The organism is Puniceicoccales bacterium, from assembly GCA_031283585.1.
Taxonomy (GTDB): domain Bacteria; phylum Verrucomicrobiota; class Verrucomicrobiia; order Opitutales; family LL51; genus JAIRTH01.
In genome coordinates this window covers 21,543-39,422 of the sequence record JAITBP010000011.1, presented here as the reverse complement: position 1 = coordinate 39,422, position 17,880 = coordinate 21,543, and the positions used below count along the sequence as shown (strand labels likewise).

Here is a 17,880-nt window from a genome sequence, read left to right as displayed (position 1 = left end):
ACTACTCAAAATCTGGAAACAACTCTATATCATGCTCTAATGGAACGATAATATCATCTTCATGGCTTGGCCTTTCCAGTTTTAATGCATAGTTATTCTCCGTTTGCAGAAATAAAGGAACCGTGTCAAAACAGCCAGCAGCCAGAACATGATCTGCATCTTCCTGGACTACAACAAACAAAGCGTCACCGCTTCCAAAACAAGACACCGGCAAAAAAACATAAAAAACATAAAAAGCACAGAAAGTCCAGAAAACGCAAAAACACCATTCCCGTTGAGAATGAACCATAACCAAATCAGCTACTCCTCTGGCTTGGTTTTGGGCAAGCCAAACAGCCTTCTGCCCTCCTTCCACTGATTTCGTTTCCGCAGCAAATCCACTCTCTCTAACCTTTTGAGCACACTGCGCTTACTGCCCACACTTGAACCGGCCCGTTTAAAACTTGAATGTTGAGTCATATCACAAATCACACTAAATGTCATCGAATCTAACTGTAAATATAATGAAACTCAAGCTAAAAATGACTAATTTTAAATACCAAAACCTGAAAAACGGAAAAACGGAAAAACGGAAAAAACATAATATTCCCGGCATCATTGATACTTTTTAGTTTTTAGCCGAAGTTTTCACAAATCAAAATCTTCTTCTTGAATAATCGCATCTTTTTAATAGAATGATTAAAACTGTGGCTAAATCAATGACCGGACCTAAACCTACCGATGACAGCAAAGCTGTGAAAAAACCAAACTCCATCGTCAAAACCAAAGACAATGCAACAAAAATATTCGCCAACATTGACGTCGGTTGGGGCAATACTCTATATATCCGAGGAGAAGGCGATGGCCTAAGCTGGACAAAAGGTATCCCAATGAAAAACAACGGCAATAACATCTGGACATGGGTCGCTAGCTCTAAGAAATGCACTAATTTTCAGTATAAATTGCTCATCAATGATTCCACCTGGTGCCAGGGCGAAAATTTCACCGCAAATGCCGGCGAGGATAACAACATAACGCCTACATTCTAGACCTGGGATAGCAGCATCATCATTTCTGAAAAACTGCTGTCGACGGCCTCTTTAAAAAATAACCAGTAGGATATGGCTCCCAGTGCAAGGAACGGTCCAAAAGGTAACTGGCATCCCATGCCCAGAGGTTTATTGTTGAGCTTACAATGGATAGCCCAAATTGGGAACAGGGTAACCAACCCAATCACTGCGCCACCAAAAATGGAAAATATAGCACAATTTGTACCAGAGAACGCACCTATGCAACCCATCAGCTTAACATCGCCAAAGCCTATGGTTTCTTTTTTAAGTATAAATTCAGATATTATCGCGATCCACAGTAACAAACTCGAGCCTATCAGCAGACCTTTTACCGACTCTAAAACTCCACAAAACACACCGCCAGAACTCACGAACCACGGTAAAAGACCACTTACAATAATACCAACCATCGTCCCGCCAACGGTAAGCGAATCTGGAATCATCATCCTATCGAAGTCTATACCCAAAGCTATGACTAAAATAACGAACAAAATCGAACCAACCACAAATAAAGCTGATTGGGTAACATGCCATAAGATCGTAAATAGCACAGCCACAAGAACTTCTATGGCAAAATAACCAACACTTATACCAGCTCCACAGCACCTGGCCTTGGCTCTAAGGATCAACCAACTGATAATCGGAATGTTCAGCCATGCCGGGATAATTTTACCGCAGACACAATGGGACCGAGGGAAAATTATGGATTCACCCTTCGGTATCCTTGTGATGCACACACAGGAAAAACTTCCGACACAGGCACCAACCATAAACACTAACAGATAAAACAAGTTAGAATGTACAAATAAATCTACCGATTGCATACATGCACAACTCATAGTTAGCTTTCTATTATAAGAGAATTACCTGTCATTTCCGGCGGACTTGGCAAGTTCATTAATTGCAAAACCGTGGGTGCAATGTCTGCCAACCGCCCGGTTTTCCTTAACTTCAAAGAGTTGCAGCCATTGCCATAAATCGTTAATTTTACTGGATTTAAAGTATGTTGTGTATGCGGAACATTATTTTTTGGATCCCACATCTGTTCAGAATTTCCGTGATCAGCGGTTATCACAGCAATGGCATTTACCCTGTCCACCGTCATACAGATTTGTTCCACGCAGGAATCAACCACAGCCACAGCCTGTTTTGCAGCCTCAAAATTGCCGGTGTGCCCAACCATATCGGTGTTGGCAAAATTGACAACGATCAATCCATATTTTTCTGATTTCAATGCTTCGATAACAGCATCTTTGACTGCTAACGCACTCATTGCCGGCACCTTGTCATAGGTTGGCACGTCATTTGGACTCGGTATCAGCTTCCTATCTTCCAATGGAAATGGCTCCTCTCTATAGTCATTGAAAAAAAATGTCACATGGGCATATTTCTCCGTCTCAGCACACCGAAACTGCCTGATGCCAAGGTCACTAACATAGGACCCCAGGATATTCTTCATCTTTTGGTTCCGCTCAAATATCACATTGCTGCACAAGTCGCTTTCGTATTCGGTCATCGTTGCATAAAATAAATCCAGCTTACGGCCTCTATCGAAATGCTGAAATTCATCATCTATAAACGCCCGGGTCAATTCCCGTGGCCGGTCACCTCTAAAATTGAAAAACACCACCGAATCCCCATCTTCAACGGCACCGTCAAACACTCCGTCTGCTCCTACTATCTGGGTTGGCGTAATAAATTCATCGCCGGTCTGAGATTTTTCCAATGGGTTTTGGTAATAATCTTCAATTGCCTCCATTGCATTACTGGCCTTTTTTGCATAACCTCCTGTGAGACAACTATATGCTTTCTCTACCCTAGCCCATCTATTGTCCCTGTCCATCGCCCAAAACCTGCCTATCACTGTTTCAACAGTCCCAATACCAATCTCTTTGCACCTGGCCTCCAGTTCTTTTAAAAAATCCCTGCCGCTCTTCGGTGGAGTGTCACGGCCATCGGCAAAAAAATGTATGCAAACATCTTTGAGCCCAGCGGCTTTCGATATAGTGAGCAGGGAATATAAATGCCTCAACATGGAGTGAACGCCTCCATCCGAGCATAGCCCAAACAAATGCAGCTTTGAATCATTTTTGATCACATTCGCCAGCGCATTTCTCAGGGCAGGCAAACCACTCGCTGTCCCGCTGGCAAAGGCCTTATCAATCCTGACAATTTCCTGATCCACAATCCGTCCGGCACCAATGTTTTGATGACCAACCTCGCTGTTTCCCATAATTCCTTCTGGCAACCCAACATCCAGCCCACAGGCTGCCAATTCCACACAGGGCCAAGAACTTAGAACATTATCGTGAAACCTGGCATTGCCATGCTTAATAGCATTCCATCTATCGAGTGTATCGTCCTGCGATTCTCCCCAGCCATCACGAATCACTAAAATCACTGGCCTATTAACTGACCCCATGAATGACAGTTTAATGCCCTTGATTCTTCTAGCGAGTATTTTATTTATAATTATTAAAACAAACCGATCCATGGATTGTTTCACCAAAAAATTACTATTGATCTTTTGCTTTTTTTCATAACACTTAGAAACAGATTAGGTTGTGTAACCTGGATTTGGAATATGGAAAGGAAAATATTTGTTTTGTGTACTCTATTTGGGGTTTTTGGGGGCATATCATTTGCCAGGGATTTGGTGATAAATAAACCGGCATCGCTGGCAGAAGATCAGGAATTGATTTTACAGAATGGTGATGCCATAATCTTCGAACCAGATAACAAGAAAAGTGAAATACGACTCTTCGATTCTTCGGCAATAAAAGCTGACAGTGGAACAATTATGGTCGAAGGCCTTAGGAATGGTAACCCGGCCATATGTGTTGTGCCGATCTCCGAAGCCAAGGATCATGTGGTAATAGGAAATGAAATCTGTAAAGATTCCCTGTCACCATCGGCAAAAATACTATACACATCTGGAACCATCGAAAAAAAACCACCTCAATATTTGGAAATGTTCCGAGATAAGCTATGTAACTATATCGCCGAATGTAACGGTAAACTAATGACATTTACATTCCCAAAGCTGTCTACAAAGGGAGCTACAATAAAATTAGAAAAACGCAATGACAAGCACAATAATACTATTTTGGACTCTATAAAGGAAGAAGCGCTGAAAAAAATGTCGACCGAACTAGTTAAGAATACTAACAAAAACCCAGGTAAAGCGAACCCAAGCACAGCTGGAATTATTTCAGACAACGTGACACCTATTATGCTAGCAAGTAATTCCAGCCCCGAAGTCAAAATAACACGTTCAAGGAGAAAGCCAAAACAGCCATGATTTTGGCTACTATACTTTATCACCCTTGTTATAATCTACTATGGCGTCTTTGGTCCAATCTTTGCCAACAAAAACGCCTATGCTGCAATCGCTTAACCCTTTCGACTGCATAGCCTTGTTAACATCATCTAGTACCGCATCTCTTATGGCATCTTGATTATTTCCAACCGTAGATTTTACGTACATATTATCCGGCAAATCGTAGACCTTACCGTCGCGCGTAAATGAATTATGTAACCCAAGTTTATTAAATTCACCACGAATAACATTACTTTTTTCAACCTTGTTAAGATATACTGTAACTAAACATTTATTTCCACTCTCATCCATACAATACTAAGCATAAAATTAGGTCAGATATTATCAAGAAATTTATTCATAAATATATAATTATTTACACTTACAATAATTACAACTTGAAATCAATAGTACTTATATTAGTCGTGGGTGCAGTTATTGCCTGGTTGTGTAATGGTAGCACGACGGACTCTGACTCCGTTTGTCTAGGTTCGAATCCTAGCCGGGCAGCCAGTAAGATTTATACAGATATACCAATATTCGATGGATTCAATAGTTCCTTACATAATTCAGCATGGCCACCGACTTCACCTGTATAAAATTATCATCCCTATACTAATCACATTTGACTAGAAATGGCTAATAGTATCGAAGAATGTTTAAAATAGCTTGGCCATCGGCTGATTGGTTACAACACCAAACACACCATCATACCCTACGGCCATATCTCAAAAATGAGCAACAACACGAAACTTTAGTAGCTAGGACGAGATCCTACTCTGGCGGGATAGACGGGACTCGAACCCGCGACCTCCTGCGTGACAGGCAGGCGCTCTAACCAATTGAGCTACTACCCCCGGCCAATGTTTGAAATCTGAAGCTTAGTGTCGGTTTGTCAAGAGCTGTTTCTGGCATTAAACATGTATGGCAGTCATATTTCTTATTGTTAACAACTCTATTTACTATTTAATTACACCATGTCAAATGGCGACGAAATTTTCAAAAAAAATAGACATAAACGAATTCGATGGATCAAAAAAATATTTAAATACATGCCACGAAAGGCAACCATACATAAATATCCAGTCATCGGAAGGTTCGCCAATTCGGCCAGAAAACGTTCCTACCTATGGTCATTTCGAGTCACTGAAGCCGTACCGGCATTATATGCTGGCTGGGTATTGACCATGCTTCCGGTGATGGGCGGTCAAATCATCATAGCCTGTATACTTTCGCTGTTGTTTCGGGCCAACATCATGATCCTTGTAGCATTGCAATTCGTTTCCACACCATTCACCGTACCATTCCTATGGTGGCTGGATTACAAGGTCGGTTACTTTGTTACAAATATATTTGGTACTGAACACCTTAAGTCTATCGAACAGAGCTATGACAACCTTGGCCTATCGATCAATAGCATGGGCGATATTATAAACGGAGGAGAACGGGTTTTCCGATGTTTTTCGACCATATCCCTTGGTGGCATAATATGCGGATATATCGCCGGCTGGGTTTCCAGCTGCATATATGAATACTATGCTAACAAATTTTCCACAAATAGTAAACATTGCGAAAAATTGGTAAAAAACAATAACTTAAATTGATTGAATTATTCAAATTATATTATTTATTACCGGTGTACTAATGGCGTTTATTTTAGGCCTACCTCTAGCTGATCTATAATAGCGTTGTGTTGATTATGAAGAAATTGGTTATAGCTGAAAAACCCAGTGTTGCTCGGGACATCGTAAATGTTCTCGGAGAATTTAAAAAACACGATGATTTTTATGAAAATAATGAGTATGTTGTTAGTTCTGCCGTCGGCCACCTGGTTGAACTTTTCATGCCAGAGGATATCGATGCAAGCCTAAAAAAGTGGTCCCTCGACACTCTGCCAATTCTACCGGAAAAATTTGAAAAAAAACCCATAGAACAGACCAAAAAAAAATTTAACGAGCTCAAGAAGCTCATGGCACGCAAGGACATAGATGTAATAATAAATGCCTGTGATGCCGGCCGTGAGGGCGAGCTCATTTTTACCTATATATACGAATTAGCCGGCTGTAAAAAAATAATAAAACGGCTGTGGCTATCGTCGATGACCACAGAATCAATACGAGATGGCTTCCTGCATCTACGCGATGAAGAAGAAATGAAGAATTTGCAGTATGCCGCCAAATGTCGGTCAGAAGCTGACTGGCTAATTGGCATAAATGGAACAAGGGCCGTGACAACAAAGATGTTTCGCTCAAGAATCGGCAATGTGGCAACCGTAGGGCGAGTTCAAACCCCGACCCTATCCATGATTTGCAACAGGGAACGAGAGATAATCAATTTTATACCAAGGGATTACTGGCGAATCGTCGGAAACTTCGGCATCACAAACGGCTCATATACTGGCACATTCAATAAACCAAAGATCAACAAAAATGATTGCCAGGACCGGATTGACCGATTGTGGTCCGAGGAGGAAGCAACTCAAATAATCGATGAAGTCAATGCGGTCAAAGTTGCCGTGGTATCTGAAAAAAAGAAACGAACAAAACAAAACGCTCCACGGCTCTATGATTTGACCACATTGCAGCGAGAGGCAAATACTCGCTATGGAATGCCGGCCGGCATGATATTAAATATTGCCCAATCACTCTACGAAAAACACAAATGTATCACCTATCCTCGGACTGATTCGAACGCACTGCCTGAAGACTACAGCCAAACCTGTATCCAGGTATTGGAGTCCGTCAGCCAGGAATTTAAAGAATTCGCAGACACGGTCTTGAAAAACAACTGGGTAGACCCGACCAACAAAAAAATATTTAACAACAAACAGATCAGCGACCATTTTGCGATAATACCCACGGTCAAACAGCCCATATCGCTATCCGATGAAGAATCAAAAATTTATGCCATGATAGCGCTGAGATTCATCGCGATTTTCTTTCCGGCAGCCGAATTTAACGTGACAACCAGGGTATCAAAAGTTGGAGAACTGGAATTCTTGACCGAAGGTAAGGTCTTGGCAGAACCTGGCTGGCTGGCCGTATACGGAAGGTCAGCGACCGGTCCGGATGCCGAAACAATACCAGCTTTGGCAGAACAAGATGGAAATCCTGCCAAGGCAAATGTACTGGAAGTAAATGCGGTCAAAGAAGCAACAAAACCACCGGCAAGATACACCGAGGCAACGCTTCTGGCGATGATGGAAGGTGCTGGTAAAATGGTTGACGATGAAGAACTTGCAGAGGCTATGAAGGAACGTGGCCTAGGTACTCCTGCCACCCGGGCCCAGATAATAGATCACCTGATTTCCCTGAAATACATCGAAAGAAACAAACGAGACCTGATGCCTACACCCAAAGCTGAAGACCTGTTTACATTCTTAGACGCCTTCAACATCAACGTCTTATCAAGCCCTACCATGACCGGAGAATGGGAATACAAACTGCGCCAGATGGAACAGGGCAACCTCGATAGAGAATCATTTATCAACGGCATTATCACATTGACAAAAGATATCGTAGAAAAGATAAAACTTTTTGAAGAAGCCGACAAAATTATAAGGCTATCGACGCTGATATCACCCAGCGACAACCTTCCAATGCAGGAAACATTGAAGGACTTTCGGTCACAAGATGGCAAGATAGTGTTGCTTAAAACTCTTTCCAGCAGGAGGATGGCAATCTCTGAATTTGAAGAACTACTACGCAATAAAAGGGTTGGTCCATTGGAAGGGTTCCGATCCAAACTTGGTAAATTATACTCGGCATCACTGATCATCGACGATAGCGGCAAGGTCAATTTTTCATTTGAAAAAAACCTGGAACACATGGACGATCCCACGATCACCGTCGAAAGACTGCGCAGCTACGAGGGAATAGGAAAATGCCAGTGCGAAAATTGTGACGGCACAGTCTACGACTATGAAAACGCCTACATATGCGAAAATTTCATAAAAAAAGACAAAGCCTCCAGATGCATGTTTAGAATCGGTAAGTATGTGCTAGGGAAAGAGTTAACTCGCGAGCAGGCGGCTAAACTTCTAGCCAATGGCAAAACAGACGTGATAGAGGGCTTTCGATCAAAAAAAACCGGCCGACTTTTCTCGGCGGCTTTGATTTTCAAAGAAGGCAAACTAGGCTTCGAGTTTCAGCCCAAGGAAAGCCGCAAGAAGTAATCAATCCCGGGCAAGTGTCGCCACAAACAGGTTATAATAGCCCTCTTCATTGAATTGTTTCACGCACTCGTTTACCGTCGCGCCGGTGGTCATAACATCATCTACAATAACAATTTTGACATGCTTTGGCAAATCGATTTTCTTGCACAGGGCAAAAGACCCGGCCACATTTCTCACCCTATTGTCCGACGACAGCTCCGTCTGGGACCGATTATGCTTTTTTTTGATCAACAAATTCCTCACCGTCGAATTTTTGGTAATTTTACATAACATCTTCGCTATCAATTCACTTTGGTTATAGCCACGGTAAAAAAGTCTCCGCCAATGGATTGGCACGGGCACAAGAACAGAGGAAGAAATTAGTTCTATAAATGATTTGTTTTGAGAAACCATACGTTCAATGTCCAGCAGCATATATTCTCCGGATTTATACTTCAGCTCATGGATAATCTTCCGGGCAACGCCATCGAACACCCACATGGATATGGCCCTGTTGAACTTCGGAGGATTAACCCTACATTTGGCACAAATCCTACCATCATCGGCGATATAACCGTGAAAAGGAGCTCCACAGGATAGACATAGCGGTTCGGTTATGCGGCATATTTGCGAAACACAGTAGTCGCACAGGTAGCGAAACTCGCTGGCCCTAAGCAGTCTACCACAGGAACAACAATAGCGCGGAAACAGTAAATCAACAATGATATTAAGTCCCAGCGACAGGTTCATAACTATTTGCGGTCAACCCACCTAGTTATACCTTGAACTTCCCAAGACTGTTCCTTTGTGCCAATTTTAATTGTCACCACATCTCCGACTTTTTTACCAAGTAACGCCTGGCCCAACGGTGTTTTATAGGACAAAATACCATGGACCGGATCACCATCCCAGGCTCCCAGCACAGCATATTCGGCTGTCTCTTTGCCCCGGGCAGCTTTCAATTTAACGACAGATCCTAGGGAAACGACACCGCCCGGCGTCTCAGAAAAATCAATTATCTTAACCCGCTTAAGCTCGGATTCCAATAGGGCTTTCCGGGCAAGCAACGTATCTTGGTCCTGCTTAGCCATCTTATACTCGGAATTTTCGCGAAGATCGCCATGTTCTCGTGCAGCCTCAATGGCACGTTTGTTTGCAGGGATTTTTTCATTAACAATAACTTCATATTCCTTGGTCCGAGCATCGAAACTGGCCTGGGAAACCATCAACGAAATGTCCTCCTCCTTAACAGCACCCTGTTTACTTGAAATAACCGATTGCACCTCGGGGAATTCTTTGACAAATCTCGCCAGCAGTGATCTCTTGGTCAAATCATCAAATCCTTGGCTAGCAATAAGTATTTGAGCTAAATCCTTCGCACTATCATCATTTGCACCAACCAACAAATCCTTAATTAAATTCCTATCCTCACTCAAAATATCAGCCAGTGGAATCCTTTTGGTGCCAGAACCAAGCAACGCCTCCGTATCTATTGCCATCAATATCGCCTTTAATAATCGTGGCCCTATGATCTCTGGAGGTATCACACTCACAAACTTCCTCACATGTCTGTTTTTCACAAGCCACAACAGGACCGAAGATTTCAACGACCTCTCGTTTAACCACTTAAGCAAATTGTCCGCCAGAAGTTCTTCGCATCCTCTATCCATCAAAAACAGCACACATTCATTGGTAAATTTTCCTTTGCTATTTTTTAACAAATTGGAACAATACGACTCCCATTCGTCAGGGTAGGCACAGGTTATCAGTCCTAAAAATTTTTGATAATAATTTACTGGTAACTCATCGATCAGCTTGGCAAAATTCGAACTGTCTTTAACTATGGATTCAGGTGACGGTTCCAATGACTCCACATCATAGCCGATCAGAGCAGCAAGATCATTCCTAACCCAACAACACTGAAGCCTTTGGGCAATAGTAAGCCTGCGATCCTCAACAGATAGGTAGGCGGTCAAGTCATCAACAATACCAGCTATGTCAGCCTCAAGAGAAGCACGGCTTTCCTTTGGCAATGCCAGGATTTTTTCTGCAATTTGTACCCTTTTGAGTGGATCTCGGTTTATACGCAGCTGTTCAAGTATTGTATCCTCTTGGCTTACAGGTTCTTCCCTCAGAATAAACGTATTCGATTTTGCCTCGGACCGACAAATCCTAGGATCCTTTGCAAGTAATTTTTTTGCCGAAGCCCACCATTTTCTATAGGCGAAGTCGCCGATTATCCGTTTAAACACCCTTTCAATCTCGCTCACAGCAACTTCTCGGTCAGCCTCTGCCGCCATCATCTCGATAATAAGGCCAACCGGATCTTCCTTTGCCAACTTCAACATCCCGGCCCTATCCTTATGAAATCGGACCAGAACATTATTGTCGTCGAGAATTTCTAACTTCTTGGCACAGAATGCTGGATCCATGGCATGTTCGGCTCCATCCTCAAAGACGATCAACAGTTTATTTTGGCCTTTGTCATAGGTTTTTATCTGGCCAAATCCCCAGCTTTGATGCATACAAAATGCACCGTTAGCCATTTTATACAATTTGGCAATTTCGTGATCAAGCAATGACTGCCTACGCACAATATTCTCCACCGTCTCTTTTTCCATTTCAGTTTTTTAGGTAATACAACAATTTCTAGACATTAAATATCTTGATTAATAATTTCAACCTTTATCAATACTTTTATCCCTAGAATCATCGTCAGTTGACGATGTAAGCATTTTTACGACTTTTTGTAAATATTTCTATGAAAAATTACATAAAATTATGTATGGATCGACATCCTAATCTCGGTTGTTGCGAAGCCGATATGTCAAATTCCATTGATTTTCTATGTGACTCTTTCAAAAAAAAACACAAGCTTTTGCTCTGTGGCAACGGCGGAAGCGCCGCTGATTCAGGACATATGGCGGCCGAATTATTGAAAGGGTTCAAGCTTAAACGCAAAATCACTGGTAATATTAAAAATGACCTTGGCGAGGATCTTCTTGAGCACCTACAGGGATCTCTTCCGGCGATTTCATTGCCAGACTTTGTCTCTCTAAATACCGCCTATGCCAATGACTGCTCGCCGGAATATGTATTTGCCCAGCTAGTCTTTGGTCTTGGGCTAGAAAATGACGTTCTCCTGGCCATATCAACCTCAGGAAATTCAAAAAATATTATACTGGCTGCCAGGACTGCACTGGCAAAAAAAATGAAAGTAATCGGCCTTACTGGTAAAACCGGTGGCCAATTGGCCAATTATTGTACCGTTTGTATCCGGGTACCTGAAATCGAGACTTATCTGGTCCAAGAACTGCATGTCGTTGTATACCATACAATTTGCTTAACCATAGAGCAATATTTCTTTGATAACTAAAAAAAAATATAGGTTAATGCTAAAATTTTGCTAGCATACTTTCGTATAGATATTAAGATAACTCCGTTATTTAAATGCATCTACACAGGTTTCTAGCAAAGGACAGGATTATTGATATCAAAAGCAAGACATTCAATGGTGCCATTGTCGAGCTTTTGAAAATATGCAATCTTCCAAAATCCTCCGGCGATGACAATGAAATCCTTCAACGCATTCTAGATTCTGAAAAGACCATAACAACCTATCTGGGTGACGGCATAGCCATGCCCCATGCTAAATTGAAGATGACAAAACCATATGTTTTTGCCATCGGCCGCTGCCCCAATGGTCTGTCCTATGACAATTCATCGAGTTATAAACAGATAAAAATATTGTTTTTGTTGCTATCAGCCGAAGGTGAAGGCTTATACCTGAGCACATTGGCTACGCTAGCAAGAATGTTACAGGATCAATCCACGATAAATAATTTACAGAACCAATCCTCTCTGTCCGCGTTTAGATCGGAAATAGGCAAGATATTTGGGAAAAGTAAGCCCACCGAAAATCTCGGTGAAACGAAATTCAATAACCTAATTTTCAATAAAGCCAAACAGATAGCCACCGCCGCCAGGTGTTCTGCCGTAATGATCTTCGATGATGTCATAACCGGCGATTACTACCCTGGCATGGACAAGTTCAATGAATTGAAGATATTGTTTGTTACACAGAAAACAACTGCCGGTTCGGTTCGGCCAAGTCTCTCTAACAATGTGATTTTTGTGCAATCTTTTTCATCTCACAGGTTGGCTCAATTGAGAAGCGCGATAATAATAGGGTTAACCCGAGGATTAATCCAAGGCGATGAAAAGATATGCTGCATCTCCGGTATAACCAAAAGTAATCTTTTTGATACCATATCTATCATAGATATAGCCAAAGAATTCAGTTCATCGGTGACCAATGGGAAAATGTTTCTGCATGATGGCATTAGACCTGAAGTCCTTGAGCGGTTACTGGCCATAGTTGGCGATATTTCCATAGAAGGTCGAGAGGGGAAACCCGTTGGCTGTCTATTTGTTTTGGGAGATATAGAGAAAATAAGACCGTTTACTAAGCAACTGGTTCTGAACCCGTTCTTTGGGTACAAAGAGGATGAAAGGAATATTCTGAACCCGTTTATGGCTGAAACGGTGAAAGAATTTTCATCCATAGATGGCGCATTTATTGTCCGGGGCGATGGCGTCATAGAATCGGCCGGCACATTAATACAGGCGCCAAACAACCATAAGATCCAGATGCCAAGCGGCCTGGGAACTCGACATGCAGCCGCAGCAATCATATCGCTTGTTTCCAACAGCCTGGCAATCACCGTGTCGGAAAGTACAAACCAAATCACTCTGTTCAAGGACGGTAAAATGACGCCATTGTCGGAACAAAGCCTTTCAGCAAACACCATATAGATGTTAACACCGGCCCGGGTCAAAAAATCTTCAAACTAGGACCCAATATATTTTATCAAACAAGGGCTTTTAGCTAAATTCATACCCGAATTCAGATGAGCCATACATTTTGCTTCAGCCTCTCTCATTTCGGCCAGATCTCTATCATTAACATCATCTAGCCCAGCCAGATGCAAGTATCCATGGACCAGGTAGAGCATGATTTCCGAGTCTAAAGTCGTTCCAAATTCATTGCAGCGATCATAACCATAATCTGGGCATACGATGATTTCTCCGGCAAAATTCATCTGGCTATCGCCATCGAAGGTTATCACATCGGTGGGAACCGGGTCATCGAGGAACCTACCGTGAAGAGAAGCCATAACAGCCTCATTGACAAAGGCTACGGACAAATCCCCCGGTGGTATATTATAGACACCAATGTCATCCAAATATCTAAACAATGCAACCACCAACCGTTGATTCACCAGGAAATTTTCACAGGAATCTAATACACTAACAACTCGTTGCACCGGAGCAAATTACTTTTTAATTTCCCGATGAAGGGTATGCCTCCTAAGGAACTTATTATACTTCATTTTCTCAATGCGCTCGGTCTGAAGCTTCTTATTCCTTGTGGACATGTACCGCGACACAGGCTTTCCCTCCTGTTTAGCTTCGGTGCACTCCAAAATCACATGTTCTCTTGGCATAAACAGCACCTCAGCAATTTTAGATCCACTGTCAATGCTCAAAATTATTACAGGGCCTGGTTTTGATATAAATTAATTAATATTGTAATCTTTGATGAAAAATTACACAATGCAGTCCATGTTGAAGAAGTTGCGTAACGCATTGATAACGGGGCTCATACTGATACTACCGTTGGGAATAACCATAATTGTGGTTGATCTACTTTTGGATTACGTAGGAGCACCAGCTAGCAAGTTTTTTCTGAGTTTTTTCAAAATATCTATCCCAAGTGCGTTCTGGATGAACACCATCATCAACGTATTTTCCACACTGGTGCTTGTTATCACCATAGCATTGTTCGGGTTTCTATCTAAGTATGTGCTGGGCAAAAGCATAATAAGCCTGACCGAAAAAGTCATCGCCAGACTTCCGTTCATAAACACGGTCTACAAAACGGTAAAACAGATCGTCGAAACATTCAGCAGAAATCGGGACGCGGTTTTTCAGAACACCGTGCTGGTCAGGTTTCCACACAAAAATTCCTATGCGATTGGCTTCGTTACTAGTGAAAGCGGTGGTGAGATTCAAAAAAACGTCGGCAAACCCGTTGTCAATGTCCTCGTTCCGACTACCCCAAATCCAACCAGCGGGTTTCTTCTATTAATACCAAAAGACGAGGTGATTTATCTCGACATGTCCGTGGCTGATGGCATGAAAATGATCATATCTGGCGGTGTTGTAACCCCCTGTGTATCCGGCACAAACGGCACAATCTTAGATAATTAATGAATAATGCATGAACCAAAATTGTCATTTTATTTGTGGCAACGATGATTTTATGGTAGATCGGGTTGCTGGTGAAATTTACAAAAAATTATGCCCGGATGAGTCGGCTGCCGAGATTTTTAACTGTTACTGTTCAACGGTTAACGAAACAATAACCCTGTTGGAAGACCTATGCATTTCGCTGGCAACCTTGCCGATGTTCTGTGCCAGAAAATTCCTCTGGTTACGAAATGCTAATTTCTTGGGAGACAACGCCCTAAGCAAATCTGAAGCCGTTCGTGAAAAAATTTCCACACTGATAGACCAAATAAAACAATGCAATCATTGCGATCTTATCCTGTCTGCCTCTCCGGTGGACAGAAGATCCAGATTTCTGAAAATACTGTCCGAGGTTTGCAATTATAAGTACTTGGATTCAAGTAAATTAAATAACACACTAACAGCCGTATCGAACTATCTCGAGAGCAATGGAATCTCACTGACCAAAACGCTTTTGGAAAAAATAATCTCAAAAACCGGCAACGATTCTCGGACTATTTTCAACGAAATTGATAAACTTATTACCTATATATATCCACGAAAGACTGTGCTAGAGAAAGACATAGATGACGTTGTCACGGAAGCGCAGGATAGCGATTTCTTTGAAACCGTTGATCTATTTTTTCAAAAAAATCACCAAATTGCCATTAAAACCATAGGTAAATATTTTGCCAAAACCTCCGAAGCCAGACCATTGCTATCGGCGCTACAGAGCAGAACCAGGTTGATGTTACAAATCGCCGCCCTGCGCCGGCTACATAACATTGAAACGAACCTGACCCAGGACATGCTAAATGGGCTTGAAAAAAAATATAAAATTGATCAGGATACCAGAAAACCTAAAACCAGCTACAGCATTTTTAGTCAAAATCCCTGGTATATTAACAAAATTGCTTCAAGCACTAATATGTTCACAATAAAACAATTAATGGAATTTCAACTCCTATTTTCCAACACGTTCTTTTTGCTTATAAAACGCCATGATTCCCAGCAAGAAGTCATGGTGAACCTGTATAGAAGGTGTATGCACATGCTATGAGACAAATAAGAAAAATCAGGTACTTTTTCAAAAAAAAAATCAGGAATATTGAGCGAAAAACAGATGCACTGGCGGAGTTTCTGTCCGATGTGCTCTATGGAAGAAGGACTGACCACAAATCAAAATTGTTCATATCCGTGCTCCTGCCACTATCCTACCTGTTCACCATCATCGTAAAAATAAGAAAAGTGATGTACAAAAACAAAATTTTAACATCATTTTCCCTTGGCTGTCCGGTCATAGTTATTGGAAATTTAACCGTTGGCGGCACCGGAAAAACACCGGTCACGGAAATGTTGGCGAAAAAATTGCTCAAAGAAGGCAGAAAGGTTGCTATCATAAGCCGAGGTTATAAAAGTAAAAAAGATCCACTGATAAAAAGATTTTTTAGGTGGATGACTCATAGACAACCTCCTCCACCTAAAGTTGTTAGTAATGGCGCGACCCTGTTGCTGTGTTCGGAAAAAGCCGGCGACGAACCATTTATGCTTGCAAGGAATTTGCCTGGCATACCGGTGATCGTCGACAAGGATCGGGTGAAGGCAGGAAATTACGCCATAAAAACATTTGGCGCCGACGTGCTTTTGCTAGACGACGGCTTTCAGTATTTCAGGCTGTCGACAAATATGCAGTGGCTGTTGATAGACAGGACAAATCCCTTTGGCAATGGCAAACTCCTTCCCTGTGGGATACTTAGAGAACCAATAAGCCATATCAGCCGAGCCTCCTGTGTGGTTGTTACAAAGTCCGATGACAGGGCCGATGTAAAACTGGAGCAAACGATCCGTAAACACAACCGAAATGCGAAAATAATATATTGTCGACACACACCAAAGCATTTGGTAAGTCTAGGAGATAACTCCATCAAGCCGTTACGGTACTTGAAAGCCAAGCGTGTGGCCGTATTTAGTGGCATCGCCATGCCAGATAGCTTTGAAAACTTCATAAAAACCATCGGCGGTCATGTGGTCTATAAAAGAAGATTTCTCGACCACCATAGATTCCTGATAGGTGAACTGGAGCGCATGGATGAAAATGCATCCTATGTCAGTGCAGATGTTATAGTTACAACTGAAAAAGACTCCGTACGGCTGGAGAAAGATTTCAAATTTTCTCTACCGGCCTATTATCTGCGTGTAGAAATAGAACTTCTTTCGGATGAGCAAGAACTGGAACATGCGCTGGCTTTTTTACAGACAGGTTCCCGGGCTACACAGCAATTGGAGCCTTTATTGGTCCATGCGGATCGTACTCAACCAGGGTAATATCTTCATAGACAAAATCATCTATATCCTTCACCTCGGGGTTTAACATCACCCTGGGCAATTTTTTTGGTTCCCTGGATAGCTGTTCCTTCACCTGGTCAATATGGTTTGTATATATATGAACATCGCCGAAAGTGTGGACAAACTCAGCAGCTTTCAATCCACAGACCTGGGCGACCATCAATGTCAGAAGCGAGTATGACGCGATGTTGAACGGCACACCTAAAAACATATCAGCGCTGCGCTGGTATAGCTGACAACGCAGTGCACCAGAAGAAGATACGTGAAATTGGAACAGGGAATGACATGGTGGCAATGCCATCCTATCCAGCTCACCCACATTCCAGGCGTTGATCAAATGACGACGACTATAAGGATCTTCCTTTATTTGCTTGATGATACGTGCGATTTGATCCACTTCCCTGCCATCTTTGGTACCCCAGCTACGCCATTGCTTACCATAGACTGGACCAAGATCACCGTTCTCATCGGCCCACTCGTTCCATATTTTTACACCGTTATCCTGCAAATACTTAACGTTAGTTGATCCTTTTAAAAACCATAGCAATTCGTAGACCACCGATTTGAAATGAACTTTCTTCGTGGTCACCAGCGGAAATCTGTCCTCCAGGTTAACCCGAAGCTGGGCCCCAAATAGACCCAGGGTACCAGTCCCGGTACGATCTTTTCTAAGTTCTCCATTCTCAAGAACATATTTTAACAAATCCAAATACTGTTTCATT

The 17,880-nt window shown here is 42.2% G+C and carries 19 protein-coding genes and 2 tRNA genes; 10 read left to right on the top strand and 11 right to left on the bottom strand.

What is annotated here, in order from left to right; genetic code table 11:
* Position 1 precedes the first annotated feature (1 nt).
* Positions 2–208, bottom strand: coding sequence for a hypothetical protein (locus LBB20_03250; protein ID MDR2735824.1), 207 nt, complete (start codon positions 206–208; stop codon positions 2–4).
* Between the two features lie 92 nt (positions 209–300).
* Positions 301–459, bottom strand: coding sequence for a small basic protein (locus LBB20_03245; GenBank protein MDR2735823.1), 159 nt, complete (start codon positions 457–459; stop codon positions 301–303).
* Between the two features lie 275 nt (positions 460–734).
* On the opposite strand from LBB20_03245, the gene LBB20_03240 reads away from it, so the two are divergent.
* Positions 735–1,028, top strand: a complete 294-nt coding sequence (locus LBB20_03240; protein MDR2735822.1) for a hypothetical protein — start codon at positions 735–737, stop codon at positions 1,026–1,028.
* On the opposite strand, the gene LBB20_03235 is transcribed toward LBB20_03240, so the two are convergent.
* Together LBB20_03235 and gpmI are read right to left on the bottom strand one after the other, a co-directional pair.
* Positions 1,025–1,888 (bottom strand): prepilin peptidase, encoded by an 864-nt coding sequence (locus LBB20_03235; GenBank protein ID MDR2735821.1) that lies wholly within the window; start codon positions 1,886–1,888, stop codon positions 1,025–1,027. The genes LBB20_03240 and LBB20_03235 overlap by 4 nt on opposite strands.
* Positions 1,889–1,890: 2 nt before the next feature.
* On the bottom strand, positions 1,891–3,543 hold the full coding sequence (gene gpmI, locus LBB20_03230; GenBank protein ID MDR2735820.1) for a 2,3-bisphosphoglycerate-independent phosphoglycerate mutase: 1,653 nt from the start codon (positions 3,541–3,543) through the stop codon (positions 1,891–1,893).
* A gap of 90 nt (positions 3,544–3,633) precedes the next feature.
* Here gpmI and LBB20_03225 point away from each other — a divergent pair, with 90 nt between their 5' ends.
* Complete coding sequence (locus LBB20_03225; protein MDR2735819.1) at positions 3,634–4,350, top strand: hypothetical protein; 717 nt, start codon at positions 3,634–3,636, stop codon at positions 4,348–4,350.
* A gap of 9 nt (positions 4,351–4,359) precedes the next feature.
* On the opposite strand, the gene LBB20_03220 is transcribed toward LBB20_03225, so the two are convergent.
* Entirely contained in the window at positions 4,360–4,680 is a 321-nt protein-coding gene (locus LBB20_03220; protein ID MDR2735818.1) for a hypothetical protein, read from the bottom strand.
* A 127-nt stretch (positions 4,681–4,807) separates the two neighbouring features.
* On the opposite strand from LBB20_03220, the gene LBB20_03215 reads away from it, so the two are divergent.
* Positions 4,808–4,881 (top strand) — tRNA-Gln (locus LBB20_03215).
* A gap of 267 nt (positions 4,882–5,148) precedes the next feature.
* Here the strand turns inward: LBB20_03215 and LBB20_03210 are convergent.
* Positions 5,149–5,225 (bottom strand) — tRNA-Asp (locus LBB20_03210).
* Positions 5,226–5,345: 120 nt separating this feature from the next.
* Between LBB20_03210 and LBB20_03205 the strand changes: the two genes are divergently transcribed.
* Both LBB20_03205 and LBB20_03200 read left to right on the top strand, forming a co-directional pair.
* The gene (locus LBB20_03205; GenBank protein ID MDR2735817.1) at positions 5,346–5,972 is read left to right on the top strand and encodes a DUF2062 domain-containing protein; all 627 of its coding nucleotides are present in this window, start codon (positions 5,346–5,348) and stop codon (positions 5,970–5,972) included.
* Between the two features lie 95 nt (positions 5,973–6,067).
* Complete coding sequence (locus tag LBB20_03200) at positions 6,068–8,542, top strand: DNA topoisomerase 3 (protein ID MDR2735816.1); 2,475 nt, start codon at positions 6,068–6,070, stop codon at positions 8,540–8,542.
* On the opposite strand, the gene LBB20_03195 is transcribed toward LBB20_03200, so the two are convergent.
* Positions 8,543–9,271, bottom strand: coding sequence for a ComF family protein (locus LBB20_03195; GenBank protein MDR2735815.1), 729 nt, complete (start codon positions 9,269–9,271; stop codon positions 8,543–8,545).
* 2 nt (positions 9,272–9,273) lie between these two features.
* Positions 9,274–11,142: a GreA/GreB family elongation factor gene (locus LBB20_03190; GenBank protein MDR2735814.1), complete on the bottom strand. Its 1,869-nt coding sequence runs from the start codon at positions 11,140–11,142 to the stop codon at positions 9,274–9,276.
* Positions 11,143–11,282: 140 nt separating this feature from the next.
* Here LBB20_03190 and LBB20_03185 point away from each other — a divergent pair, with 140 nt between their 5' ends.
* Together LBB20_03185 and LBB20_03180 are read left to right on the top strand one after the other, a co-directional pair.
* Positions 11,283–11,897, top strand: a complete 615-nt coding sequence (locus LBB20_03185; GenBank protein MDR2735813.1) for an SIS domain-containing protein — start codon at positions 11,283–11,285, stop codon at positions 11,895–11,897.
* 74 nt (positions 11,898–11,971) lie between these two features.
* Complete coding sequence (locus LBB20_03180) at positions 11,972–13,336, top strand: diadenylate cyclase (protein MDR2735812.1); 1,365 nt, start codon at positions 11,972–11,974, stop codon at positions 13,334–13,336.
* Between the two features lie 35 nt (positions 13,337–13,371).
* Here LBB20_03180 and ybeY read toward each other — a convergent pair whose 3' ends face one another.
* Both ybeY and rpmG read right to left on the bottom strand, forming a co-directional pair.
* Positions 13,372–13,848, bottom strand: a complete 477-nt coding sequence (gene ybeY, locus LBB20_03175; GenBank protein ID MDR2735811.1) for an rRNA maturation RNase YbeY — start codon at positions 13,846–13,848, stop codon at positions 13,372–13,374.
* A gap of 9 nt (positions 13,849–13,857) precedes the next feature.
* Positions 13,858–14,028, bottom strand: a complete 171-nt coding sequence (gene rpmG / locus LBB20_03170; GenBank protein MDR2735810.1) for a 50S ribosomal protein L33 — start codon at positions 14,026–14,028, stop codon at positions 13,858–13,860.
* A 94-nt stretch (positions 14,029–14,122) separates the two neighbouring features.
* On the opposite strand from rpmG, the gene LBB20_03165 reads away from it, so the two are divergent.
* The 3 genes from LBB20_03165 to lpxK are packed head-to-tail and all read left to right on the top strand — an operon-like array spanning position 14,123 to position 17,137.
* On the top strand, positions 14,123–14,794 hold the full coding sequence (locus tag LBB20_03165; protein MDR2735809.1) for a DUF502 domain-containing protein: 672 nt from the start codon (positions 14,123–14,125) through the stop codon (positions 14,792–14,794).
* Positions 14,795–14,804: 10 nt separating this feature from the next.
* Complete coding sequence (locus tag LBB20_03160) at positions 14,805–15,872, top strand: hypothetical protein (protein ID MDR2735808.1); 1,068 nt, start codon at positions 14,805–14,807, stop codon at positions 15,870–15,872.
* Positions 15,869–17,137, top strand: coding sequence for a tetraacyldisaccharide 4'-kinase (lpxK, locus tag LBB20_03155; GenBank protein ID MDR2735807.1), 1,269 nt, complete (start codon positions 15,869–15,871; stop codon positions 17,135–17,137). Before LBB20_03160 ends, lpxK begins: the two co-directional genes overlap by 4 nt.
* Here lpxK and LBB20_03150 read toward each other — a convergent pair.
* Positions 17,082–17,879, bottom strand: coding sequence for a thymidylate synthase (locus LBB20_03150; protein ID MDR2735806.1), 798 nt, complete (start codon positions 17,877–17,879; stop codon positions 17,082–17,084). The two genes, lpxK and LBB20_03150, sit on opposite strands and share 56 nt — an antisense overlap.
* Position 17,880: the final 1 nt, after the last annotated feature.